Annotated in this window: 12 protein-coding genes; 6 read left to right on the forward strand and 6 right to left on the reverse strand. The window is 57.8% G+C overall.

Annotated features, from left to right (window positions below; all coding sequences use genetic code 11):
• Positions 1–36: 36 nt before the first annotated feature.
• The 5 genes from E5K02_RS05815 to E5K02_RS05835 form a co-directional block, all read right to left on the reverse strand.
• Complete coding sequence (locus tag E5K02_RS05815) at positions 37–1674, reverse strand: chemotaxis protein CheA (RefSeq protein WP_135392965.1); 1638 nt, start codon at positions 1672–1674, stop codon at positions 37–39.
• The gene (locus E5K02_RS26135; RefSeq protein WP_317128891.1) at positions 1671–2744 is read right to left on the reverse strand and encodes a chemotaxis protein CheB; all 1074 of its coding nucleotides are present in this window, start codon (positions 2742–2744) and stop codon (positions 1671–1673) included. The genes E5K02_RS05815 and E5K02_RS26135 overlap by 4 nt, the downstream gene beginning before the upstream one ends.
• 80 nt (positions 2745–2824) lie before the next feature.
• Complete coding sequence (locus E5K02_RS05825) at positions 2825–3214, reverse strand: response regulator (RefSeq protein ID WP_135392969.1); 390 nt, start codon at positions 3212–3214, stop codon at positions 2825–2827.
• A gap of 81 nt (positions 3215–3295) precedes the next feature.
• Positions 3296–3802, reverse strand: a complete 507-nt coding sequence (locus E5K02_RS05830; RefSeq protein ID WP_135392971.1) for a chemotaxis protein CheW — start codon at positions 3800–3802, stop codon at positions 3296–3298.
• 73 nt (positions 3803–3875) lie between these two features.
• Positions 3876–8288, reverse strand: a complete 4413-nt coding sequence (locus E5K02_RS05835) for a methyl-accepting chemotaxis protein (RefSeq protein ID WP_240737161.1) — start codon at positions 8286–8288, stop codon at positions 3876–3878.
• Positions 8289–8642: 354 nt separating this feature from the next.
• Between E5K02_RS05835 and topA the strand changes: the two genes are divergently transcribed.
• The 6 genes from topA to E5K02_RS05865 all read left to right on the forward strand — a co-directional run bounded on the left by topA (position 8643) and on the right by E5K02_RS05865 (position 18319).
• The gene (gene topA / locus E5K02_RS05840) at positions 8643–11111 is read left to right on the forward strand and encodes a type I DNA topoisomerase (RefSeq protein ID WP_135392973.1); all 2469 of its coding nucleotides are present in this window, start codon (positions 8643–8645) and stop codon (positions 11109–11111) included.
• 109 nt (positions 11112–11220) lie between these two features.
• The gene (locus tag E5K02_RS05845) at positions 11221–12090 is read left to right on the forward strand and encodes a DUF4846 domain-containing protein (protein ID WP_167856297.1); all 870 of its coding nucleotides are present in this window, start codon (positions 11221–11223) and stop codon (positions 12088–12090) included.
• Positions 12091–12110: 20 nt separating this feature from the next.
• Complete coding sequence (locus tag E5K02_RS05850) at positions 12111–12809, forward strand: SIR2 family NAD-dependent protein deacylase (protein WP_135392977.1); 699 nt, start codon at positions 12111–12113, stop codon at positions 12807–12809.
• A gap of 15 nt (positions 12810–12824) precedes the next feature.
• Entirely contained in the window at positions 12825–13370 is a 546-nt protein-coding gene (locus E5K02_RS05855) for a metal-dependent hydrolase (protein WP_135392979.1), read from the forward strand.
• 161 nt (positions 13371–13531) lie between these two features.
• Entirely contained in the window at positions 13532–17173 is a 3642-nt protein-coding gene (locus E5K02_RS05860; protein ID WP_135392981.1) for a hypothetical protein, read from the forward strand.
• 159 nt (positions 17174–17332) lie between these two features.
• Positions 17333–18319, forward strand: coding sequence for a Ppx/GppA phosphatase family protein (locus tag E5K02_RS05865; protein ID WP_206025924.1), 987 nt, complete (start codon positions 17333–17335; stop codon positions 18317–18319).
• A 55-nt stretch (positions 18320–18374) separates the two neighbouring features.
• On the opposite strand, the gene ppk1 is transcribed toward E5K02_RS05865, so the two are convergent.
• On the reverse strand, positions 18375–20711 hold the full coding sequence (gene ppk1, locus E5K02_RS05870; RefSeq protein ID WP_240737162.1) for a polyphosphate kinase 1: 2337 nt from the start codon (positions 20709–20711) through the stop codon (positions 18375–18377).
• Positions 20712–20734 lie beyond the last annotated feature (23 nt).

The raw sequence follows: 20734 nt of genomic DNA on the forward strand, positions 1-20734 counted from the left end.
CCGAAACCGGGAAACCCGAATTTTGCATTACGTTGATTACGGTCGTCTGGCTAGAAACAGCCGAGTCAGGGCCGGCACATCAATTACCAGACATACTTGACCACTACCCAGGAGCGTAACGCCCCCAAACAGGTCAATCATATCCAGTGGTTTGCTCATTGGTTTGATAACGATATCCTGCTGCCGCAGGAAACGGTCTACAATTAAGCCCAACTTGCGGTTGTTGTAATTAACAATGATAATGTCCTGTCGTCCTACCAACTCTGCCTTCAAAGCCGGAGCTAACGGACTATCACCATTATGGAGGAGCTTGCGCAAATCTACAACAGGAATATTTTCCCCGAGCAAACGCGCCATCAGGATTCCACCGACGACGTGTAACTGCTTGGGCTGCAATGACACAACTGAATCGGTGTGCATCAAGGGAATGGCGTAGCTACGCTCCTCCAGCTCAAAGAGCAAGGCTCCTTTTACGGCAATAGACGTGGGCAGTACCAAGGTAAAGGTAGTACCCTGCCCCAGGATGGAGTCTACCCGCAGCTGTCCACCCAAGGAGTCGATGGCCAGCTTTACCACGTCGAGGCCTACCCCCCGACCTGATATATCCGTTACCTCCTTCGCCATGGAAAAGCCCGGTTCGAAGAGGAAAGCCCGTACGGCGTTAGTATCCAGCGTGCGCGATGCCTCGGCCGATACTAACCCGCGCTCCACGGCTTTGCGGCGCACCTGCTCTACATCAATGCCCTTCCCATCGTCAATGACTTGAATCAGGACATCGTCACGTTCCGTCTGGGCCGACAAGGTCAAGCTACCTCGTTCGGGTTTACCAGCCCGTTGCCGCTCTTCGGGAGTTTCCAGCCCGTGCCCAATGGCATTGCGCACCAAGTGCAGCAGCGCATCGGTAATTATCTGTAGGATGTTGCGGTCGATTTGGATGTCCTGCCCGTTGATGGTCAGTTCAACTTCCTTCTTCTCGGCGACTGCCACGTCGCGCACTACCCGCGGAAACTTGTTGAACAGCGAGCCGACATTTACCAGGCGCGCGTCCATAACGCTGTACTGCAGGTCGTCGGCAATGCGGAATAGGTGGGAAGCCGCCGCTTGCAACGCCGGGTTCCCGATTTCTTGGCTGAGCGTCAGGATTCGGTCCCGGTCGATAATCAGCTCCCCCACCAGGTTTAGGAGGTGGTCCAGCTTCTTGATCTGAATGTAAACCAGGTCCGAAAGCTCCAGCTTACGGGTAGCATCTTCATCGGCGTTTTTATCCTCGCCTTCCAGAATGGGCTCTTCTCCCTGCACCAGCAGGTCCAGGTTTTCTAATAACTGCTCCGGATCAGTGGTTATCTCATCCTCCTGGTCGAGTCCCCGGATCAGACTTCCTATCGTATCAATGCCATCGAACAGCACGGGTACCATAGAGCCGGAAAAAGTGCGCTCCTTGCTGCGGATGAGGCCAAAGATGGTTTCCATCCGGTGGGCCACCTCTCCAATAGCGTTGAAGCCCATGGCCCGGGCATTCGCCTTGAGGTTGTGCATCAGCCGAAACAGCTCATGCAAGGCCTTTTCATCGCCCGGATCCTTTTCCAGTTCGCTGATATGGCGGCTCATCGCATCGTAATACTCGAGCGCCTCAGCCATGAAAATTTCCCGGTATTCTTCTTCTCTTGATTTCATCGAGAAACTAACTGCGTTGACGATGAAGAATAAGAAGAAACCCGGTTGATGCGCAACTGGGTAGCCAAACGGCTTACGTAGTCGGCAATATCCGTCAGAGGAGCAATAACATTGGCAGCGCCTGCTTGAATCACCGATTTGGGCATGCTGAATACGGCCGAAGACGCTTCGTCCTGGGCAATAACACAGCCTCCATGCTGACGAATGCTTTGGGCACCCAATGTACCGTCACGACCCAAACCAGTCAGCACAACGCCCAAGGCATTACGGCCAATGGTACGAGCTACCGACTGCATCAGCAGGTCAACGGATGGCTCGTCGGGTACCGGGCTGGATTCGGTGGTAAAATCAGTGTACCACGACAGCCACGGGCCGCGGGTGGCCGCCCGCACTATCATATTTTGCCCCCCTGGTGCGACAATGATTTTGCCGGCCTCCAGCGGGGTTCCCGGGGCCCCGGAAACAACGGATAAAGCCGTAGCCCGCCGTAAGCGGCTAACGAAAGACTCCGTGAAATGCGCGGGCAGGTGAATAGCAATCAAGACTGCGCTGGTCAGGGTGGCTGGTAGGGCCCGTACCAAGCTTTCTACAGCCTGGGCCCCTCCTGTTGAACCGCCAATTACGGCTACCCCGCTGGGCGGCAGTGCTATTCTTGGCCGCTGCACGGGTACGGCAACTAGCTGGCGGCTCCCGCGGATTTTCGTCAGCAATTCGCCCCGGTAATTGCCAAACTCGGGATGATCTTTACTTACTATCGGGCTTAAGTAACCAGATACTCCTAATCGGGCTGTGTCGTGTGCCACAACTGGCTCGGCACATGCAGTAGTATATACCAATACTGGAACTGGATATTGGCGACTCAATCGTTCCAGGCTAGCCAGCTGATCTTCCCCGATAATCACCAAGCTAGGCCGCAAACGGCGGGCTTGAGCTACCAACTCGGTAGCACTAGCAGCCGTGCCGACTACCCGCAAATCGGGTTCGGCATGCAACAATCTAGTCAGCTCTAGCCGCACAAAGGTAGGCAAGGCACCGAGTAGAATGGGAAAATGGGCGGAAGCGTTATGCACTGAGGGAGTTAGGACCTGCAGTAAGGCAGCGTCTGGAAGGAAGGTATTACAAGAAGCTTTTCAAAAGCGACAATAGAGCCCTAGGCTTCTGACGAATCGGTACCCTGGTTTTGTAGGGCGCCGCCCACGATTTCCAGCACTTTCTCCTCGGAGAAGGGCTTTACGATATAGGCGGTAGCACCGCTCTCCAGGGCCTCATTGACAATAACTTCTTGTCCAACGGCGCTGCACATCACCACTTTCACGTCGGGCTGCTCCTGGCGAATGCCTTTGAGCACATCCAGGCCCGTATTATCCGGCAGGATCACATCCAGGGTGATGAGGTCGGGACGGGTGGCGCTGGCCATTTCCAGGGCCTGCTGACCGTTAGCAGCTTCGCCAACTACTTCGTAGCCAGCATCGGAGAGCATATTCTTGAGCATCGTGCGCATGTAAAACGAGTCGTCAACGATGAGAATGCGGTTTTTCATACAGAGTAGTCAGTGTGTCAGATGAGGGAATGGTTGAGTTAGAAACCAAGCCTGTGTACGGGGTGCTGCAGGGGAAGATTCCTATTTAGGCTGCAGCTGCATGATTTCTGTAGGGGAAAGCAATTTGGGCATATCGAGCACGATGATGATGCGCCCATCCACTTTCGCAATTCCCTCGATGTATTTATCCTGAATATTAATATCCTGGATGAATTCCGGAGTTTTTTCAATGATTGATATTGGAACAGAAAGTGGCTGAGGTACCTCTCGCACGACAATTCCAATGGTATAATCTTTGGCCTCAATAGCTAGAGTGTAGCTCAGGGATGGCAGACTCTCGTTGGCGGGCCGCAGCTTAAACCGTTCCTCCAGATCAATAATGGCAATGATGTCGCCGCGCAGATTAGCTATGCCCTTCACGAACGACGGGGTTTTGGGCATACGCGCAATTTCTGGGGTAACAGTTACCTCCTTCACCTGCTCGATGCGGATGCCGTATTCCTCGTCGCCCAGTCGAAACACGATAAGTTGAATAAGCTTATCCTGCTTAACGGCCTTTTTCTCGCTGGTCGGTTCTGATTCAGCCATGCTGGAGACATTGTTGACAAGAGCGTAACCCGAAGGATACCACGCTCTTGTCAAACTCTATGAACAATGTATTTTACTTGGATTTCGACTTAGACCGAGGCTTGGCGGCCGCTTTGCCATTCTCGTTTTCGGGCTGCACCGCAGGTTTGGCATTTCGAGTCCGGCGGCCTGCGCCCGTAGCCGCGTTGCCGTTTCCTTCTGCTTTACCAGCGGGAGCATCAGCCTGTAACTCACTGGCAGCCTTGCGCGCAGCTTTGCGGGCAGGAGCGCTAGCAGCGCCGCGGCGGGGTTCGGACTGAGCTGGCACGGCTACCGTTCGCCGCGTGGTACGCTCCCGGGTAGTGACGGGAGCAGCTGTCTGAGCAGCCGTCCTCTGGGCACTCATACGGCGCAAGCCACCCCGGATGGGTTCCGGCTCGGGCTCGGGCAGCAAGTCCTCCATCAGCTGGAAGGCCGACAGACCTACCTGCAGGTCGTCCGCAATGTCGGTTAGGTTTTGGCTTGAAGTTGTCAGCTCCTGCATCGACGAGGACAGCTGCTTGGCGGTGCTGGCCACTTGCTGGGTGCCGGAAGCCGTTTGCTCGGCAATGGCTACCACTTCTTCCACGTACTTTACCACGTCGCCAATCGAAGTTTTCTGCACTTCGGTAGCCGTCAAGATGTCGCGGGAGGTGCGAAGCGTTTCGCCGCTGGAGGTGGCAATGTTCTTAAAGGCGCTGGATGCTTCGAACGTAGCATTCTTCCCTTTCAGTACTCGGCCTTCCATGGTCGAAATAGCGGTAGCGGCCGAAGTCGTATCTTTCTTTACGTCTTCTACCAGCGTCGCAATTTCGGAGGCCGACTTGCGGGAGCCTTCGGCCAGCTTGCGGATTTCTTCGGCTACTACCGCGAAACCCCGGCCGGCTTCCCCAGCCCGGGCCGCTTCGATAGCGGCGTTCAGAGCCAGCAGGTTGGTCTGGGAGGCAATGTCAGTGATAACCCCCAGCGACTTGCTGATTTCCTGCGAGCGGGTGCTCAGTACTTCGATAGTCTTGCTGGTTTGGGCGGCGGCGTTGGAGATTTCCTCCATGTTCTTTACCACCTCAGCCACCGTTTTCAGACCCAGCTGCGAGGTTTGCTCACCCAGGATAGCCGATTTGTTCACGATGTCGGCTTTGCCGGCCGTTTCCTTCGTGGCCTGCATGATTTCTTCAATCAGCTTAAAGGCCTGGTCGGTTTTCAAGGCCTGGTTCTGAGCGCCTTCGGCCATCTGCTGCATGGCCAGGGCCACATCGACGGTTACGCGGCTCATCTCCTGGCCTTTGGCCGCCATTTCCTCCGACGACTCCCCTACAATCTGCGACGAATCGTTGATTTCGCCGAGCAGCTCGTTGAGGTTTTCTACGGCGATGTTCAAGGCGTTGGACATAGCCAGAATATCACCCGCGGTCTGAATCTCTACTTTCTGGGTCAAATCACCTTCCGAAATAGCGCGTACCACGCGGGACACTTCAAGTACCGGTGAGGCAATGGATTCGATCAGGTCGTTGAGCGTATCCACGATTTCCTTCCAGCTACCCGATACGCCGCCGACCGTGGCGCGCTCGGTCAGCTTGCCTTCTACCCCGGCTACTTTGGCTACGCGGCTCACTTCCAGGGCGAGGCGGTTCAGGTCGTCCACCATGCGGTTGATGGTGTCGGCGAGTTCAGCTACTTCCCCTTTGGCTTCGAGGCGCAGCTTCTGGGTCAGGTCACCCTGCGATACGCCGGTTACTACCTTCACAATGCCCCGTACCTGCGTGGTGAGGTTGGCCGCCATTGTGTTTACGTTGTCGGTCAGGTCTTTCCAGATACCCGATACGTTGGGCACGTTGGCCTGACCGCCGAGGCGGCCTTCGGTGCCTACTTCCTGGGCTACGCGGGTTACTTCGCCGGCGAAGATGTTCAGTGAGTCTACCATTCGGTTGATGTTGTCCTTGAGGTCCAACATTTCGCCGCGTACGTCTACCGACACTTTCTGGCTCAGGTCGCCTTTGGTAATGGCCGTGGTTACGTTGGCAATGTCCCGTACCTGCGAGGTCAGGTTCAGGGCCATGGTGTTTACGTTGTCGGTCAGTTCCTTCCAGGCGCCGCGCACGTTGGGCACGTTGGCCTGACCGCCGAGCTTTCCTTCCGTACCTACTTCGCGGGCCACGCGGGTTACTTCGTCACCGAAGGTGTTGAGCGAGTCCACCATCTGGTTGAGGTTTTCCTTCAGCTGCAACAGCTCTCCGCGTACGTTTACCGTGATTTTCTGGCTTAGGTCGCCACGGGCTACGGCGGTAGCTACGTTGGCAATGTCTCGTACCTGCGAAGTAAGGTTCGAGGCCATGGTGTTTACGTTGTCGGTCAGGTCCTTCCAGGTACCCGATACGCTCGGCACGTTGGCCTGGCCGCCCAGAATACCTTCCGTACCTACTTCGCGGGCCACGCGGGTTACTTCGCCAGCGAAGATGTTGAGCGAGTCCACCATCTGGTTCAGAATGTTCTTCAGATCCAGCAGCTCGCCCTTTACGTCTACCGTGATTTTCTGGGTCAGGTCACCCTTTGCTACAGCCGTGGCTACGTTGGCAATGTCCCGCACCTGAGAAGTCAGGTTGGCCGCCATCGTGTTTACGTTATCCGTCAGCTCTTTCCAGGTACCACCAACGCGGGGCACGTTCGCTTGGCCGCCGAGTTTTCCTTCCGTACCTACTTCACGGGCCACACGGGTTACTTCGTCACCGAAAATGTTTAGGGAGTCCACCATCTGGTTCAAGATGTTCTTGAGCTCCAGGATTTCGCCCTTCACGTTTACCGTCATCTTCTGCGACAAGTCACCGCGGGCTACGGCGGTAGCTACGTTAGCAATGTCTCGCACCTGACTGGTCAAGTTCGAGGCCATGTAGTTTACGTTGTCCGTCAATTCCTTCCATACGCCGGCCACGTTCGGTACCGAAGCCTGCCCACCGAGTTTACCCTCAGTGCCTACTTCCTGGGCCACGCGGGTTACCTCGCCGGCAAACAGGTTGAGCGAGTCCACCATCTGGTTCAGGTTCTGCTTCAACTGCAGCAGCTCCCCTTTTACATCCACGGTGATTTTCTGGCTGAGGTCACCGCGGGCTACGGCGGTAGCTACGTTAGCAATGTCTCGCACCTGACTGGTCAAGTTCGAGGCCATGTAGTTTACGTTGTCCGTCAGCTCTTTCCATACACCAGCCACGTTCGGTACCGAAGCCTGGCCGCCCAGGCGGCCTTCCGTGCCTACTTCCTGGGCCACCCGGGTTACCTCGCCGGCAAACAGGTTGAGCGAGTCCACCATCTGGTTCAGGTTCTGCTTCAACTGCAGCAGCTCCCCTTTCACGTCTACCGTAATCTTTTGCGACAAGTCGCCTTTGGCTACGGCGGTGGCTACGTTAGCAATGTCTCGTACCTGACTGGTCAGGTTCGAAGCCATGTTATTTACGTTGTCGGTCAGGTCTTTCCAGACGCCCGATACGTTGGGTACGCTGGCTTGGCCGCCGAGCTTTCCTTCGGTGCCTACCTCCTGGGCCACCCGGGTTACTTCGCCGGCAAACAGGTTGAGCGAGTCCACCATCTGGTTCAGGTTCTGCTTCAATTGCAGCAGCTCCCCCTTTACGTCTACCGTGATTTTCTGGGTCAGGTCACCCTTTGCTACGGCGGTAGCTACGTTAGCAATGTCTCGTACCTGCGAAGTCAGGTTCGAGGCCATGGTGTTTACGTTGTCCGTCAACTGCTTCCACACCCCACCCACGTTGGGCACCGAGGCTTGGCCACCGAGTTTCCCTTCGGTACCTACTTCCTGGGCCACGCGGGTTACTTCGCCGGCGAACAGGTTCAGGTTGTCGATGGTTTTGTTGATGGTTTCGGCCATCACCTTGAAGTCACCCGAAACCGGAATCTGGAAGGTTTCGTCCAGGTTTCCTTTCGAAATGTTCTTCAGTACTTTGCCTACCTCCAATACCGGCACGGCGATGCTGTCCACCAGGCCGTTGATGTTGTTGATCATGTCGCGCCAGAAGCCCGAGGCGTTTTCGGCCGAGGCCCGCGCCTTCAGGTTACCCTCTACCCCGGCAACCTTGGAAATGCGCGACACCTCACCCCCTACCCCGCCGATCATCTCTACCATCGAGTTGTAGGCTTCGGCTATTTCGGCGAAGATGTCGTCGTTCTGTTTGGTCAGGCGCACCGACACATCCCCTTTCTTAAAGGCGTCGAGGGCGTAGAGCACCCGGTTGAGCTGGTCGTTAACGTAATCGGCTTCCTGGCTGTCTTCCGAGCCCCGACCACTGCCGCGTTTGCGGGTAATATCGGAACTGGTGCGGGCGCCGGAGGGGCGCAGCAAGGCGCTACGGTCGTAAGGAGCCGAGGGAGTGTGTGCAGGAGGTGTGTTAGAAGACGGGGAATCCTGCTCGGGAGCGTTGTTTTCCGGCGTATTCGTATTCTTGGTAGTCTTACCTGAAGCCATACAAAGGGTAGGGTTGCGAAGCCTGGTGTAGAGAGGCGAAGCTGTAAACCAGAAACAACCGTAAAGGAGTTCCTAGACTTACAAAGGTAGCAAATACCGCCTTTTCAAACACATTCTATTGTATTTGTTGCCAGGATTCTACAAACTCTCACTCAGTGAACTACTTGCCTGGATTACGGCGTTAAAAAATCTACTCTGGACTGGCTAAACTCGACTGGTTTCCTGTGGAATTGCTATCCAAGGCGGTTGTGCGCCGGATTATTCCAGCATCTTTGCGGCAAAATTCAACTTTTCGTCTGCTTCGGCCGTTTCCTACTCCGAGCCCTTTACCTTCCCGCCCTCTCCTAGCCTTATATGGTCAAAAACCTAGTCATCGTAGAGTCACCTGCCAAAGCCAAAACCATCGAGGGTTACTTGGGCAAGGACTTTATTGTCAAATCCAGCTTCGGCCACGTCCGCGACCTGCCCAAGGACAATAATGCCATTGATATCAGCAATGGATTTAAGCCGACCTACGTCGTGTCGCCCGACAAGCGGGAAATTATTTCCCAGCTCAAGAAGCTGGCGAAAGAGGCCGAAACGGTTTGGCTGGCGAGTGACGATGACCGTGAGGGCGAGGCCATCAGCTGGCACTTGGCCGAAACCCTGAACCTGAACGATGCCAAGACGCGTCGTATTGTGTTCCGGGAGATTACCAAGAATGCCATTCTTAATGCTATTGACAATCCCCGGGAAATCGACCTGAACCTGGTGAATGCCCAGCAGGCCCGGCGCGTGCTCGACCGGCTCGTGGGCTTCGAGCTGAGCCCGGTGCTGTGGAAGAAAGTAAAGACTGGCTTGTCGGCGGGACGGGTACAGTCGGTGGCAGTACGGTTCGTTGTGGAGCGGGAACGGGAGATAAACCAGCACAAATCGTCGTCGGCCTATCGGGTAACGGCCCGCTTTGATGCGGGCCGGAACACAGTACTGGAAGCGGAGCTGCCTACGCGCTTCAAAACGCAACAGGAGGCGCAGGAGTTTCTGACCCGCTGCATCGGCGCCACCTATAAGATTGAGAACCTGGAAAAGAAGCCGGGCAAACGCAGCCCCGCGCCACCCTTCACTACGTCGACTTTGCAGCAGGAAGCCTCGCGCAAGCTGGGTTTCTCGGTGGCCCAGACGATGAGCGTAGCCCAGAAGCTCTACGAAGCGGGCAAGATCAGCTACATGCGGACCGACTCGGTGAACCTTTCGCAGGACGCGCTGGCAGCGGCCAAGGCGGAAATCAGCGCGGCCTACGGCCCGGAGTATGCGCACACCCGTCACTTCAAGACGAAATCGGCCTCGGCTCAGGAGGCCCACGAAGCCATCCGACCCACCGACTTCTCTTTGGTAAAGGCCGGTTCCGACTCGGCCGAGCAGCGCCTCTACGACCTGATTCGCAAGCGGGCTATGGCTTCGCAAATGGCCGATGCCACCATTGAGCGCACCGTGGCCACCATCGGCATCAGCACCCAGCCGGGCGTGCCGCTTACTGCTACCGGGGAAGTCATCACGTTTGAGGGCTTCCTGAAAGCTTACAGTGAGTCGAAAGATGAGGAAGAGCAGGACGGCGAATCGTCGTTTTCCCGGGGACTGCCGCCCTTGAATGTGGGCCAGGAACTGCCCTTGCAGTTGCTGCGGGCCACCGAGCGGTATGCTGCGCCCCCGGCCCGCTACACGGAAGCTTCTTTGGTAAAAAAGCTGGAGGAAATGGGCATTGGCCGGCCTTCAACCTACGCGCCGACTATTAGCACGATTCAGAAGCGCGGCTACGTGGAAAAAGACACCCGGGAAGGCAAGGAACGCAAGTTTCACGTGCTAACCCTGGAGGGTGACCAGGTAAAAACCGAAGCCAAAACCGAAACCTACGGAGCGGATAAGGCCAAGCTGTTTCCGACCGACACGGCCATGGTAGTCAACGACTTTCTGGTCGAGCACTTTCCCATTATCATCGACTACCAGTTTACGGCCAAAGTCGAGGGCGAATTTGATTTGATTGCCAACGGTCAGGAACAGTGGGGCAAGATGCTGTCGAACTTTTACGGCACCTTCCACGAAACCATCGAGCGAGGTCAGGACATTGAACGCAGCACCCTGGGCTCGACCCGCGAAATTGGCATTCACCCTGAAACGGGTCAGAAGCTGACCGCCCGCCTGGGCCGCTACGGTCCGTACGTGCAGATTGAGCCCAAAGAAGGCGCGCCGGAAGGTGAAAAGGCGGTGTATGCCAGCCTGCGGAAAGGCCAGTTCATCGAAAGCATTACCCTGGAAGAAGCCCTCGACTTGTTTAAGCTGCCGCGCATTGTGGGGCAGTTTGAGGACAAGGATATGACGGCGGCCCTGGGTCGTTTCGGGCCTTACATCCGCCACGACAGCAAATTCTACTCCCTGACCAAGGAGCAGGACCCGCACACCATTACTGCTCAGGAAGCCATTGAGCTGATTGAGAACAAGCGTAAAACCGACGCGGAGCGCCTGATCAAGGAGTTTCCCGGCCGCGACGACGTGCAAGTACTCAACGGGCGCTTTGGTCCTTACATCGTAGTGGGTAAGAAAAACGTGAAAATTCCCAAGGGCGAAGAGCCCCAAGAGTTGACATTGGAACGCTGCCTGGAACTGGCCGAGGCTACCCCGGACAAACCGGCCAAAGGGGGGCGCTTTGCCAAGAAGGCGGCCCCGGCCGCCGATGACACGGCCGATAAGCCCGCCAAGAAAAAGCCAGCCGCCAAAGCGCCGGCCAAGAAAGCAGCTGGAACGGCCAAGAAACCAGCCGCTAAAAAGCCGGCTGCCAAGGCCAAGTAGTTTGTACCTCCCTTGCTGAAAAAGGCTTCTACCCGCAGGTAGAAGCCTTTTTTTATATAAAATTCCGAATAGCTTTCTGCGTTGTAACGCTCATACAATGCTGCGTACCATGAATACACTCGGACTACTACTTGGCCTGCCCTGGCTTATACTAACGCACACGCTAGCCCCGGGCGCGGCCACTACTCCCACCAAAACGACTGCCCCACCGCACTATGCGTGGCTAACGGCCGCGCAGGTGGGCGGGGCTCAGGGCTTGGCTGCGCGCTTTGCTCCTCCAGTTGGCGCCACCCGGGAGGCTGCGGCAGCCGGTTCTTTTGCCTGGTGGCTGCGGTATCTGCCCTTACAGCCGCCGGGCGCGGCGGTGCATTTGCACAACGGAAAGCTAAAAAACCTCCAAACGGTGCATGCCGCCGTGGTGCGCATTGATGTCGGCCCGCGGGACTTGCAGCAGTGTGCCGATGCGGTAATCCGGCTCCGGGCGGAGTACTTGTTTAGCCAAGACCCCAACAAGGTGCATTTTCACCTGACCAGCGGACACGACATCTGGTTTTCGGACTGGTACGGGGGGCGGGGTTTTCGGGCCCGGGGGGAAGTCGTAGAGCCCGTGGCGAAAGCCGTAGAAACACCCACCCACGCGGTATTCCGGCGCTACCTGGACCAGATTTTTACCTATGCCGGCACCCGGTCGGTGGAGCGGGAAATGCGGCCGGTGGCGATGGCAACCCTACAGCCCGGGGACGTATTCGTACAAGGTGGCTCACCGGGCCACGCCGTGCTGGTGCTGGATGTGAGTGCCAACCCACGGACGGGCCGCAAGTATTTTTTACTGGCGCAGAGCTATATGCCCGCCCAGGAAATCCATGTTTTGCGTAATCTGCAGAACCCCAAGCTGAGCCCGTGGTACGAGCTAAACGACAAGGTAACGCTGGAAACACCGGAATGGGACTTCAGTCCTAGTCAGCTGCGGCGGTTTTAATTTCTTTCGCCTGAGAACAGATGAAGCAGAAAATAGTGGTTTTAACCGGAGCCGGTATCAGCGCGGAAAGCGGCTTAGCTACCTTTCGGGGCTCCGATGGCCTGTGGGAAGGCCACCGCGTAGAGGACGTGGCTTCGCCCGAAGGCTGGGCCCGCAACCCGGAACTGGTACTGGAGTTTTACAACCAGCGCCGCGCGGCCGCCCGGGCCGCCCAGCCCAATGCCGGCCACTTGGCCCTGGTGGCGCTGGAGCAGGCTTACGAAGTCGTCATCATCACCCAAAACGTGGACGATTTGCACGAGCGGGCCGGCTCCAGCCGGGTAATTCATCTGCACGGCAAGTTGTTCGAGTCGCGCAGCACGCGCCACGACAACCTCGTGTACCCCATGACCGGGGACCGAATCGAGTTAGGGGACCACTGTGAGAAAGGCCACCAGCTGCGGCCCAATATTGTCTGGTTTGGCGAAGCCGTGCCGCTGATGGAGCGTGCCATGGAAGAAACCGCTACCGCTGCTATTTTCATGGTTGTGGGCACCTCCCTGCAGGTTTACCCCGCCGCCAACCTGGTGTATTACACCCCCACGGGCTGCCCTACCTACATCATCGACCCGCAGCAGCCCCCCGTATCAGCCCGGCCCAACCTGCATTTCGTGCGGGAGCCGGCCACCACGGGAGTGCCACGGGTAGCGGCCGAGCTAATGGCCCGCGCGGCCCAGTAATATCAATTCTCTCCTATGGCCTCCGCATTCGGACATGCCCTGCTGGGCGCTACGCTCGGCAAACTCCTGCTCCCCGCCCACCCGAATTGGCCCTGGTGGCTTCTGGCGGCCGCCTGCGCCGTGCTGCCCGATGCCGATGTAGTCGGCTTTACGTTGGGCGTGGCCTACGACAGCCTGTGGGGCCACCGGGGTTTGAGCCACTCCCTGCTGGTGGCGGCGGTGCTGGCCGGTAGTTTGGCGGGCCTAGCGGCACTGCGCCAGCCCCATCCGCAGCTGGGCCGGCTCGGGCTGGTGTTGTTTCTGGCTACTGCGTCGCACGGGGTGCTGGATGCCATGACGACAGGTGGCCTGGGCGTGGCTTTTTTGAGCCCCTGGGACCAGCAGCGCTACTTTTTGGGGTTCCGCCCTATTCAGGTGTCGCCTATCGGGATAAGCCGGTTTGCCGGAGCTGCCGCGTGGCGGGTATTGCGCAGCGAAGCCCTTTGGGTGGGGATTCCCTGCCTGCTCTTGTGGCTTGGGCTGGGTTTTTTGACGTCCCGTTCCGCAGATACGCAGCGTTGACGCACCCTGACGAGGTTTATTTCGTACAGTAGAGAATACCTCTATTTCTACGATTCGCTACCCTCATGCGAAAATCCTACCGTCTGCTCCTGGCAGCGCTGCTTACCACACTATCCGCTCCTCTTGTTGCTCAAAATCAGTCGGCGGCGCACTCTGTTTATTTGCTTGGAAATACCGCCGGCGACGCCGTTTCGGAAGCTCATGTGCGTGCCCTCCGCCAGCAGCTGGAAAAGCAAACCGGGGCTTTTACCGTAGTGCACCTAGGCGACATTGCCAGCAACAAAGGCTTGAAAAAAGAGCCCGACGCCCAGACCACTGCCCGGCTCGACCAGCTCATCGGCCTGGTCCAGGGCCTGCCCAACGGCCGCATCTACTTCGTGCCCGGCGACAAAGACTGGGACAATTCCGGGGCCGATGGGCTCAAGAAAGTAAAGCGTCTGGAAGAGTACATCGAGCAGAAGCTGCCGGGCCAGAATGCCTTTCTGCCCACCGGCGGCTGCCCCGGCCCCGAAATCATTGACGTGGCGCCCAACGTCCGGCTGGTGGCCATCAACTCGCCCTGGTGGACGCATCCCTACGACAAGCCCGAAGCCCCCGACACCGAGTGCAAGACCATGACCAAGGAGGAGTTTCGGGAGCAGCTCCAGGACGTGCTAGACGACACCCGGGGCAAAAATGTACTGGTGGTGGGTCACCATCCGGTGATGAGCAACGGGGTGTACGGGGGCCGGATTCCGCTGGGCCGCCACCTGTTTCCTTTCGATAATGGAGTGCCCCTGCCCGTCTTCGGCTCAGTGTACGCGGCCTACCGCCAGAACGTGGGCACCCCGCGCGACATTGCCAACCCTGCCTACGCCGACCTGCGTAAAAACCTGCTCAGCACCTTCAAGGAAAACCCTGGTGTGGTGTACGCCGCCGCCCACGATTATAGCCTGCAACTCGCCCGCTTCGAGGACAACTACCACCTCGTGTCGGGCAGCTTTGCCGAGGAAGAGCACGTGGGCGCCAACTCCCGAGCTTTATATAATGAGTCGAAAGAAGGCTTTTCCAAAATCGACTACTACGCCGATGGTACCGTCAAGTCGTACTTCTACACCTTCGCCAAGGATGGAAATTCGGCCCAGGAAGCCTACAACACCACCCTGTTTCAATCGGCCTGCACGGAGCCGCGCCTGCCCAATGTGCCGGTCAACGCCTTTATTCCGGAATGCCCCTCAGCCACGCAAGGCGTAGCCACTACCAAGCCCGACGCCCCGTTCCAGCCCACCGTTACGGTAGTACCGGGGGCGCAGTACAAGGCCGGGCCGGGCAAACGCTTTTTTCTGGGTCCGCTCTACCGTAGCTCCTGGACCCAGCCGGTAGAAGTGAAAACCCTGGACTTGGCCGCCGAAAAAGGCGGAATGCGCATTTTTGGGAAAGGTGGCGGCCGGCAGACGACTTCCGTAAAGCTGATTGCGGCCGACTCGTCCGAGTATGTATTCCGCTCGGTCGATAAGGACGTAACGCGCATTCTGCCGCCCGAGCTGCGCAACTCTATTGCCGCCGACGTGCTGCGCGACATCACGCCCACGGCCCATCCTTATTCAGCCCTGGTTACGGGTTCCTTGCTCGACCAAACCGACATTCTGCACGCCCGCCCGCGCCTGTTCGTCTTGCCCGACAACAACCAGCTCGGGCCCTACCGGCAGGAATATGCGGGCCTGCTCGGAACGCTCGAAGACCGGCCCGTGGACCCTAAGCCCAACCTGCCCGGCTTCGGCGGGGCCGACGAAGTGCGCCGCTCGTTCAGCTTCTTCCGCCAGCTCTATAAAGACCACGACAACCAAGTGGATGCCATGGCCCTGGGCAAGGCCCGGGCTTTCGATATGCTCGTGGCTGACTTCGGCAAGCACGAAGACAACTGGAAATGGGCCGGCTACAAGCAGGGGAAGAAAACCATTTACCGCCCCATTCCGCGCGACCGGGACCAAAGCTTCACGCTCTGGAACGGCTTGCTGACCTACATTGCCAACCGGGAGTGGGCCGTGCCCAGCATCGAGGACTTCCAGGAGGAATTTCACGACCTGGAAAGCCTCAATTGGCCGGCCCGCCACCTCGACCGGTTCCTGCTGCAATCCATGACCCGGGACCAGTGGCAACAGGTGGCCAAGTACATGCAGGAGAAGATTACGCCCGCGGCCATCGACCAGGCCACGGCCCAACTGCCCAAGGAAGTACAGCCCATTTCCGGCAACGACCTGAACCGCAAGCTCAAAGCCCGTATTCAGGAACTGCCCAAAGCCCTGGACGAGTATTACCTGATGCTGGCCAAGCGCGTGGATGTGGTAGGTTCCAACAAGGCCGAAGTGTTTCAGGTAAACCGCCTCGACGACGGCAAGGTGCGGGTGCAGATGTTCGACAAGGCAAAGGACTCGGACGACAGCAACGGTGAAGCCCTGTTTGACCGCACGTTCGACCCCAAGGAAACCGATGAAGTAGCCCTCTATGGCCTCGACGGCAAGGACATTTTCACCGTAACGGGCTCGGCCCGCAAGAGCGTGCTCGTCCGCATCATCGGCGGCGACGGCAAGGACCGGATTACGGATGAGTCGCGGGTGGCAGGGCTACGCACCAAAACCAAGGTGTACGACCTGGCCGATACCGAGCTGAAGCCGAGCAAGGAAACCGATAACCACACCTCCAACCGTCTGTCGGTGAACCGCTACGACCGGGAAGCCTTTGAGTACGATGGTTACAACCCGCGCGCCACGCTGATTTACAACCAGAGCGACGGATTCGGGGCCGGGGCCGGGTTCGACATTGTGCGCCAGGGCTTCCGCAAGCCCGACTACAAAAATCTCTACGGCTTCGACGTGCAGGGCTCCACCAACGGTAACTTTCAGGTAGCCCTGAACATGCGCCACCGCCACGCCATCAAGTCCTGGGACATTGGGGCGCGGGCTGAATACGGCAACTACTTCCAGTTCTACAATTTCTTTGGCCTCGGCAACGACACGCAGAAAGACGAAGGCCTCTACGACGCCAACTTTTACAAGGCCCGTTACAAAGGCTACCTTGGCAACGTGTTTGCCGAGCGGGCTTTCCTGCAGCGCAGCGTGTTCCGCTTCGGACCCACGTATGAGCAGTACCAGTCTAATTTTGCCGGCAACAGCCTGCTCGGCCAGTTGGAGCAGCAAACGCCCGGCCCCAACGACCGGCGCCCCAACACGGCTTTTCAGCGGCTGCTGGGCCTGAATGCCTTGCTCGATCTGGATTTGCGCGACCGGCAGACCTTTGCCCGCCGGGGCTTCCGGGTGCGGGCCCAGCACGACAGCTACCACCAGCTCAACCGCACCGAGGGTAACTTTGGCCTGACCCAGCTTTTCGCCGAGTATTATGCCACCGCCCGCCTCGGCATCCCGGTTACGTTTGTCGTGAAAGGTGGCGGCGCCAAGAACTATGGCAACGTCGACGAAATTCCGTTCTACAAATTTACCAGCCTGGGGCAGCGCGAAAACCTGCGCGGTTACTACCGTAACCGCTTCACCGGCGACGCCAGTGCCTACCTCAACTCCGAAATTCGCCTAGCCCTGGGCCGCGTAACCAACAACTTCCTGCCCTTTTCGTACGGTATCTTCGGTTTCTATGACCAGGGCCGCGTGTACTACAAGGGCAACTCGCCCGGGGGCTGGCACGCCGGCTATGGCGGGGGCTTCTACATTGCGCCCGTCACTGACCAGTTAGCCTTATCCATTTCCGTCCAGAACTCCGAGGAACAGACCGCCCTGCTGCAGTTTGGCGTCGGCTTCCGGATCGACCAATAGTTAAGTTGTCCAGTAATTCAAAAAGCCCGCCTTTCTGAGGTCGGGCTTTTTTTACGGGCTTTTCACCCATAGCCAAGCTACTCCCCGTAGTATTCGGCTAGCCTACTTTTGGCAAACCTGTATCTTTGGCCCCTCCTTCCACTCTTTCCTCTCCATCGTATGAATTACCCGCTTCTGAAACTGGCTGCCATTGATATTGGGTCGAATGCTGTACGGTGTCAGATTTCAGCGGTATTGCATTACGGCGACCGGTACCGCCTCAAACGCGTGGAATACGTGCGCTACCCGCTGCGTTTGGGCGAAGACGTGTTTGCCACCGGCCGCATTTCGACGGCCCGAGAAGACAAGTTCGTTAAGTTTCTGCACGCCCTGAAACTGCTCATGGAAGTGCACGACGTAGCTCACTACCTGATTTGCGCCACCTCGGCCATGCGCACCGCGGCCAATGCCCCCGAAATCGTGGCCCGGGTGCAGAAGGAACTCAACATGCCGATTCAGGTTATCAACGGGCAAGACGAGGCCTTCTACATCAACCGCGTTATCGAGCACCTGTTGGAAGATAACAAGCACTACCTGCATATTGATGTAGGTGGGGGCAGCACCGAGTTCAACATCTACCACGACCGGCGCAAAGTGGCTTCCCAGTCGTTCGAAGTGGGCTCTATCCGGCGCATGCAGCAGGAAGAAAGCGGCTTGTCGAACGAGGCCCTGAACGGCACCTGGCAGCGCATGGAAGACTGGGTACGGGAGAATGGCCGCAAATACCACGTCACCCGCGCCATCGGTACCGGGGGCAACATCAACAAGCTCTACAGCCTGGCCCAGCCCTCGCTCGACAAGCCCGTCACGCGCCGGCGCATTGCCACGATTCTGAACAACCTGACCAAGATGAGCATGGATGAGCGGGTAAACGTGGCCATGCTCAACCCCGACCGCGCCGACGTCATCGTGCCCGCCGGCCAGATCTACCTCTCGGCCATGGAGTGGTCCAACGTCAACCAGATGATTGTGCCCGATATTGGCCTTAAGGACGGCATGCTCCAGACCCTGTTTGAGCAGCACTTCGACGAAATCGATCCGCTCAACCACGGTGCCGACCATCTGCTCCTGGCCACCGTTCCGAGTCGTACCAACGGCATGGAATAATAAAAAAGCCCGCTGCATTGCTCGCAACGGGCTTTTTTAACGGAAGTACGTCAACTCACGAATTGGCGAAGTCGGCTTTCTCGTCGGGTTCCCCCTCTACCAGGGCCTGCACTACCGAAATTTCTTGTACCGCCTGCTCCGTTAGTTCCTCCAGCTCATCCTCTTGGGCCTCGGCGCAGGCTTCGGCCAGTTCGTTGGCTTCCTCCTCTGCCAGAGCTGCCGCTTCATCGGCTTCCTGCTTATTCCGGCGGGTTTGCTGGAAGAGCAGGTGCAACAGCCCCTCGGGAGTCGCCGCAGCCAGCCGTTCCTCGTCGCGGCGGTAAAAGTCGCGGTGTACGTTCACGCTGGGCTCGTTTTCAGCCGGGCGGTTGCGCACGTAAGCCCCGTCTTCGCGCATGAGGTAGGAGTTCTGATTGTCGAGCAGATTAAGCATCAGGATGCTGATGGCCTCGCGCTTAAGCTGGGGGTTGACAATCAGGAACAGCGCCTCAATGCGCCGGTCGAAAGAGCGCACCATGATGTCGGCCGAGCCGGCGTACACTTTCGGGTTACCGGCCTGGTGAAAATAAAACAGGCGGGAGTGCTCCAGCAGGTCTCCCACGATGCTGCGCACCTCGATGTTCTCGCTCAGGCCGGGCCGGCCGGGGCGCAGGCAGCAGATGCCACGCACCACAAACCGAATCGGCACCCCGGCCTTGGAAGCCTTGTAAAACTCGTCGATGAGCTCCTTGTCTTCCAACGAGTTCATTTTCATCACAATGCCGCTGGGCAGGCCTTTTTTGGCATTGCGCACTTCCTCCCGAATCAGGTGGATGATCTGCTGGCGCATGTCCTTGGGCGCCGTTATCAGGTATTCGTAGTCGTCGGGCTGGGAGTGGCCGGTAATAACATTGAAGAATTCCGACACATCGTGGCCATACACGTCGTTGGTCGTGAGCATGCTCACGTCGGTGTAAATTTTGCTGGTTTGCTCGTTGTAGTTGCCCGAGCCGATGTGTACGTAGCGCGTCACCTTCTCCCCTTCCTTGCGGATGATCATGAGCATTTTGGTGTGCGTCTTGTACTTGCTCACCCCATAAATCACGAAGCAGCCGGCTTTTTCCAGCTTGGAGCCCTCCCGAATATTACGCTCCTCATCGAAACGGGCTTTCACCTCAAACAGCACCGATACGTGCTTGCCGTTTTCAGCCGCCTTCAGCAGCGCCGCCGTCACGCGCGAGTCGTCGGCCAGGCGGTAGATGGTCTGCTTGATACCCAGCACGTGCGGGTCTTCGGCGGCCTGCTCCAGCAGGCGCACCACCGGCTCGATGCTGTTGTAGGGATGGTGCAGCAGCACGTCGTGGTGCTTGAGAAACTCGAACAGGTTTTCCTCCGCGCCTTCGGGCAGGCTCAGCGGTACTACCGGGGCCGGCATCCGCGTCGACTTGCCCCGGAAGTTGGGGTGCTTCAGAATCTGCAGCAGGCCCTTCATGTCAATTAGCGAGTTGATGACGAACACATTGCCGTTGTCAATCTTCCACCGCTCCTTGAGCACGGCCATCATCACCGGCGAGGCGTCGTGTTCGACTTCCAGCCGCACCACGCGTCCTTTCTTGCGGGTTTTGAGGCCCACCTGGATTTCCTTGATAAAGTCCACGTCGATGTCGTCCGACTCTTCTAGGGTAAAGTCGCCGTTGCGGGTGATGCGGAACAGATCGGCCGACACGATTTCCACGTTGCGGAACAGCTTGGGCAAATTGGCCCGCACGATTTCCTCGATGGGCACAAAAATGACCTTGTCCTTGCGGGTAAGCTCAAAAAAGCGCGACAGGTTCTGCGGAATCTGCACGAAGGTGAGCCGCTCATGGCCGTTGTCCATCACGCTGTCGGGGCCGGTGCGCGTCACGACCCCGAAGATGAGCATCTGGTTCATCATCAGCGGGAAGCCGTGGTAGGAGTCGTAGACCATCGGCGTGAGCAGCGGGAAAATGGTGTTCTTGAAGTAGCCGTCGGCTTTCTTCAGCTCCAGTTCCGTGAGCTCATCCATCCGCAGGATGTTGAAGCCGGCCTTCTCGAATTGGGGCTTCAGCTCGTTCTGGTACGTCAGCGACTGGTCGTTGGTAAACCGGTGGGCAAAGTCGAGCAGCTTGCGCCGAAAAGGCAGTTCCCGCAGCCCGGAATAGTCCACCCGCTCCTTGCCGTAGTCGAGGTAGTTATAGAGCGAGCCAACCCGAATCATAAAAAACTCGTCGAGGTTGGACGAGGTAATGGCCAGAAACCGCAGCCGGTCAAACAGCGTGCGGCCCGTATCCTTGGCCATGTCCAGCACCCGATAATTAAACCGCAGCCAGCTTAGGTCGCGGCTGATGTATTTGCTTTTGCGAATGAGGTCGGCGGATTTGAATAATTTCATGGCTAGGCAGTAATGCGGGCTAA

The sequence above is a fragment of the Hymenobacter metallicola genome, assembly GCF_004745645.1.
Classification (GTDB): domain Bacteria; phylum Bacteroidota; class Bacteroidia; order Cytophagales; family Hymenobacteraceae; genus Hymenobacter; species Hymenobacter metallicola.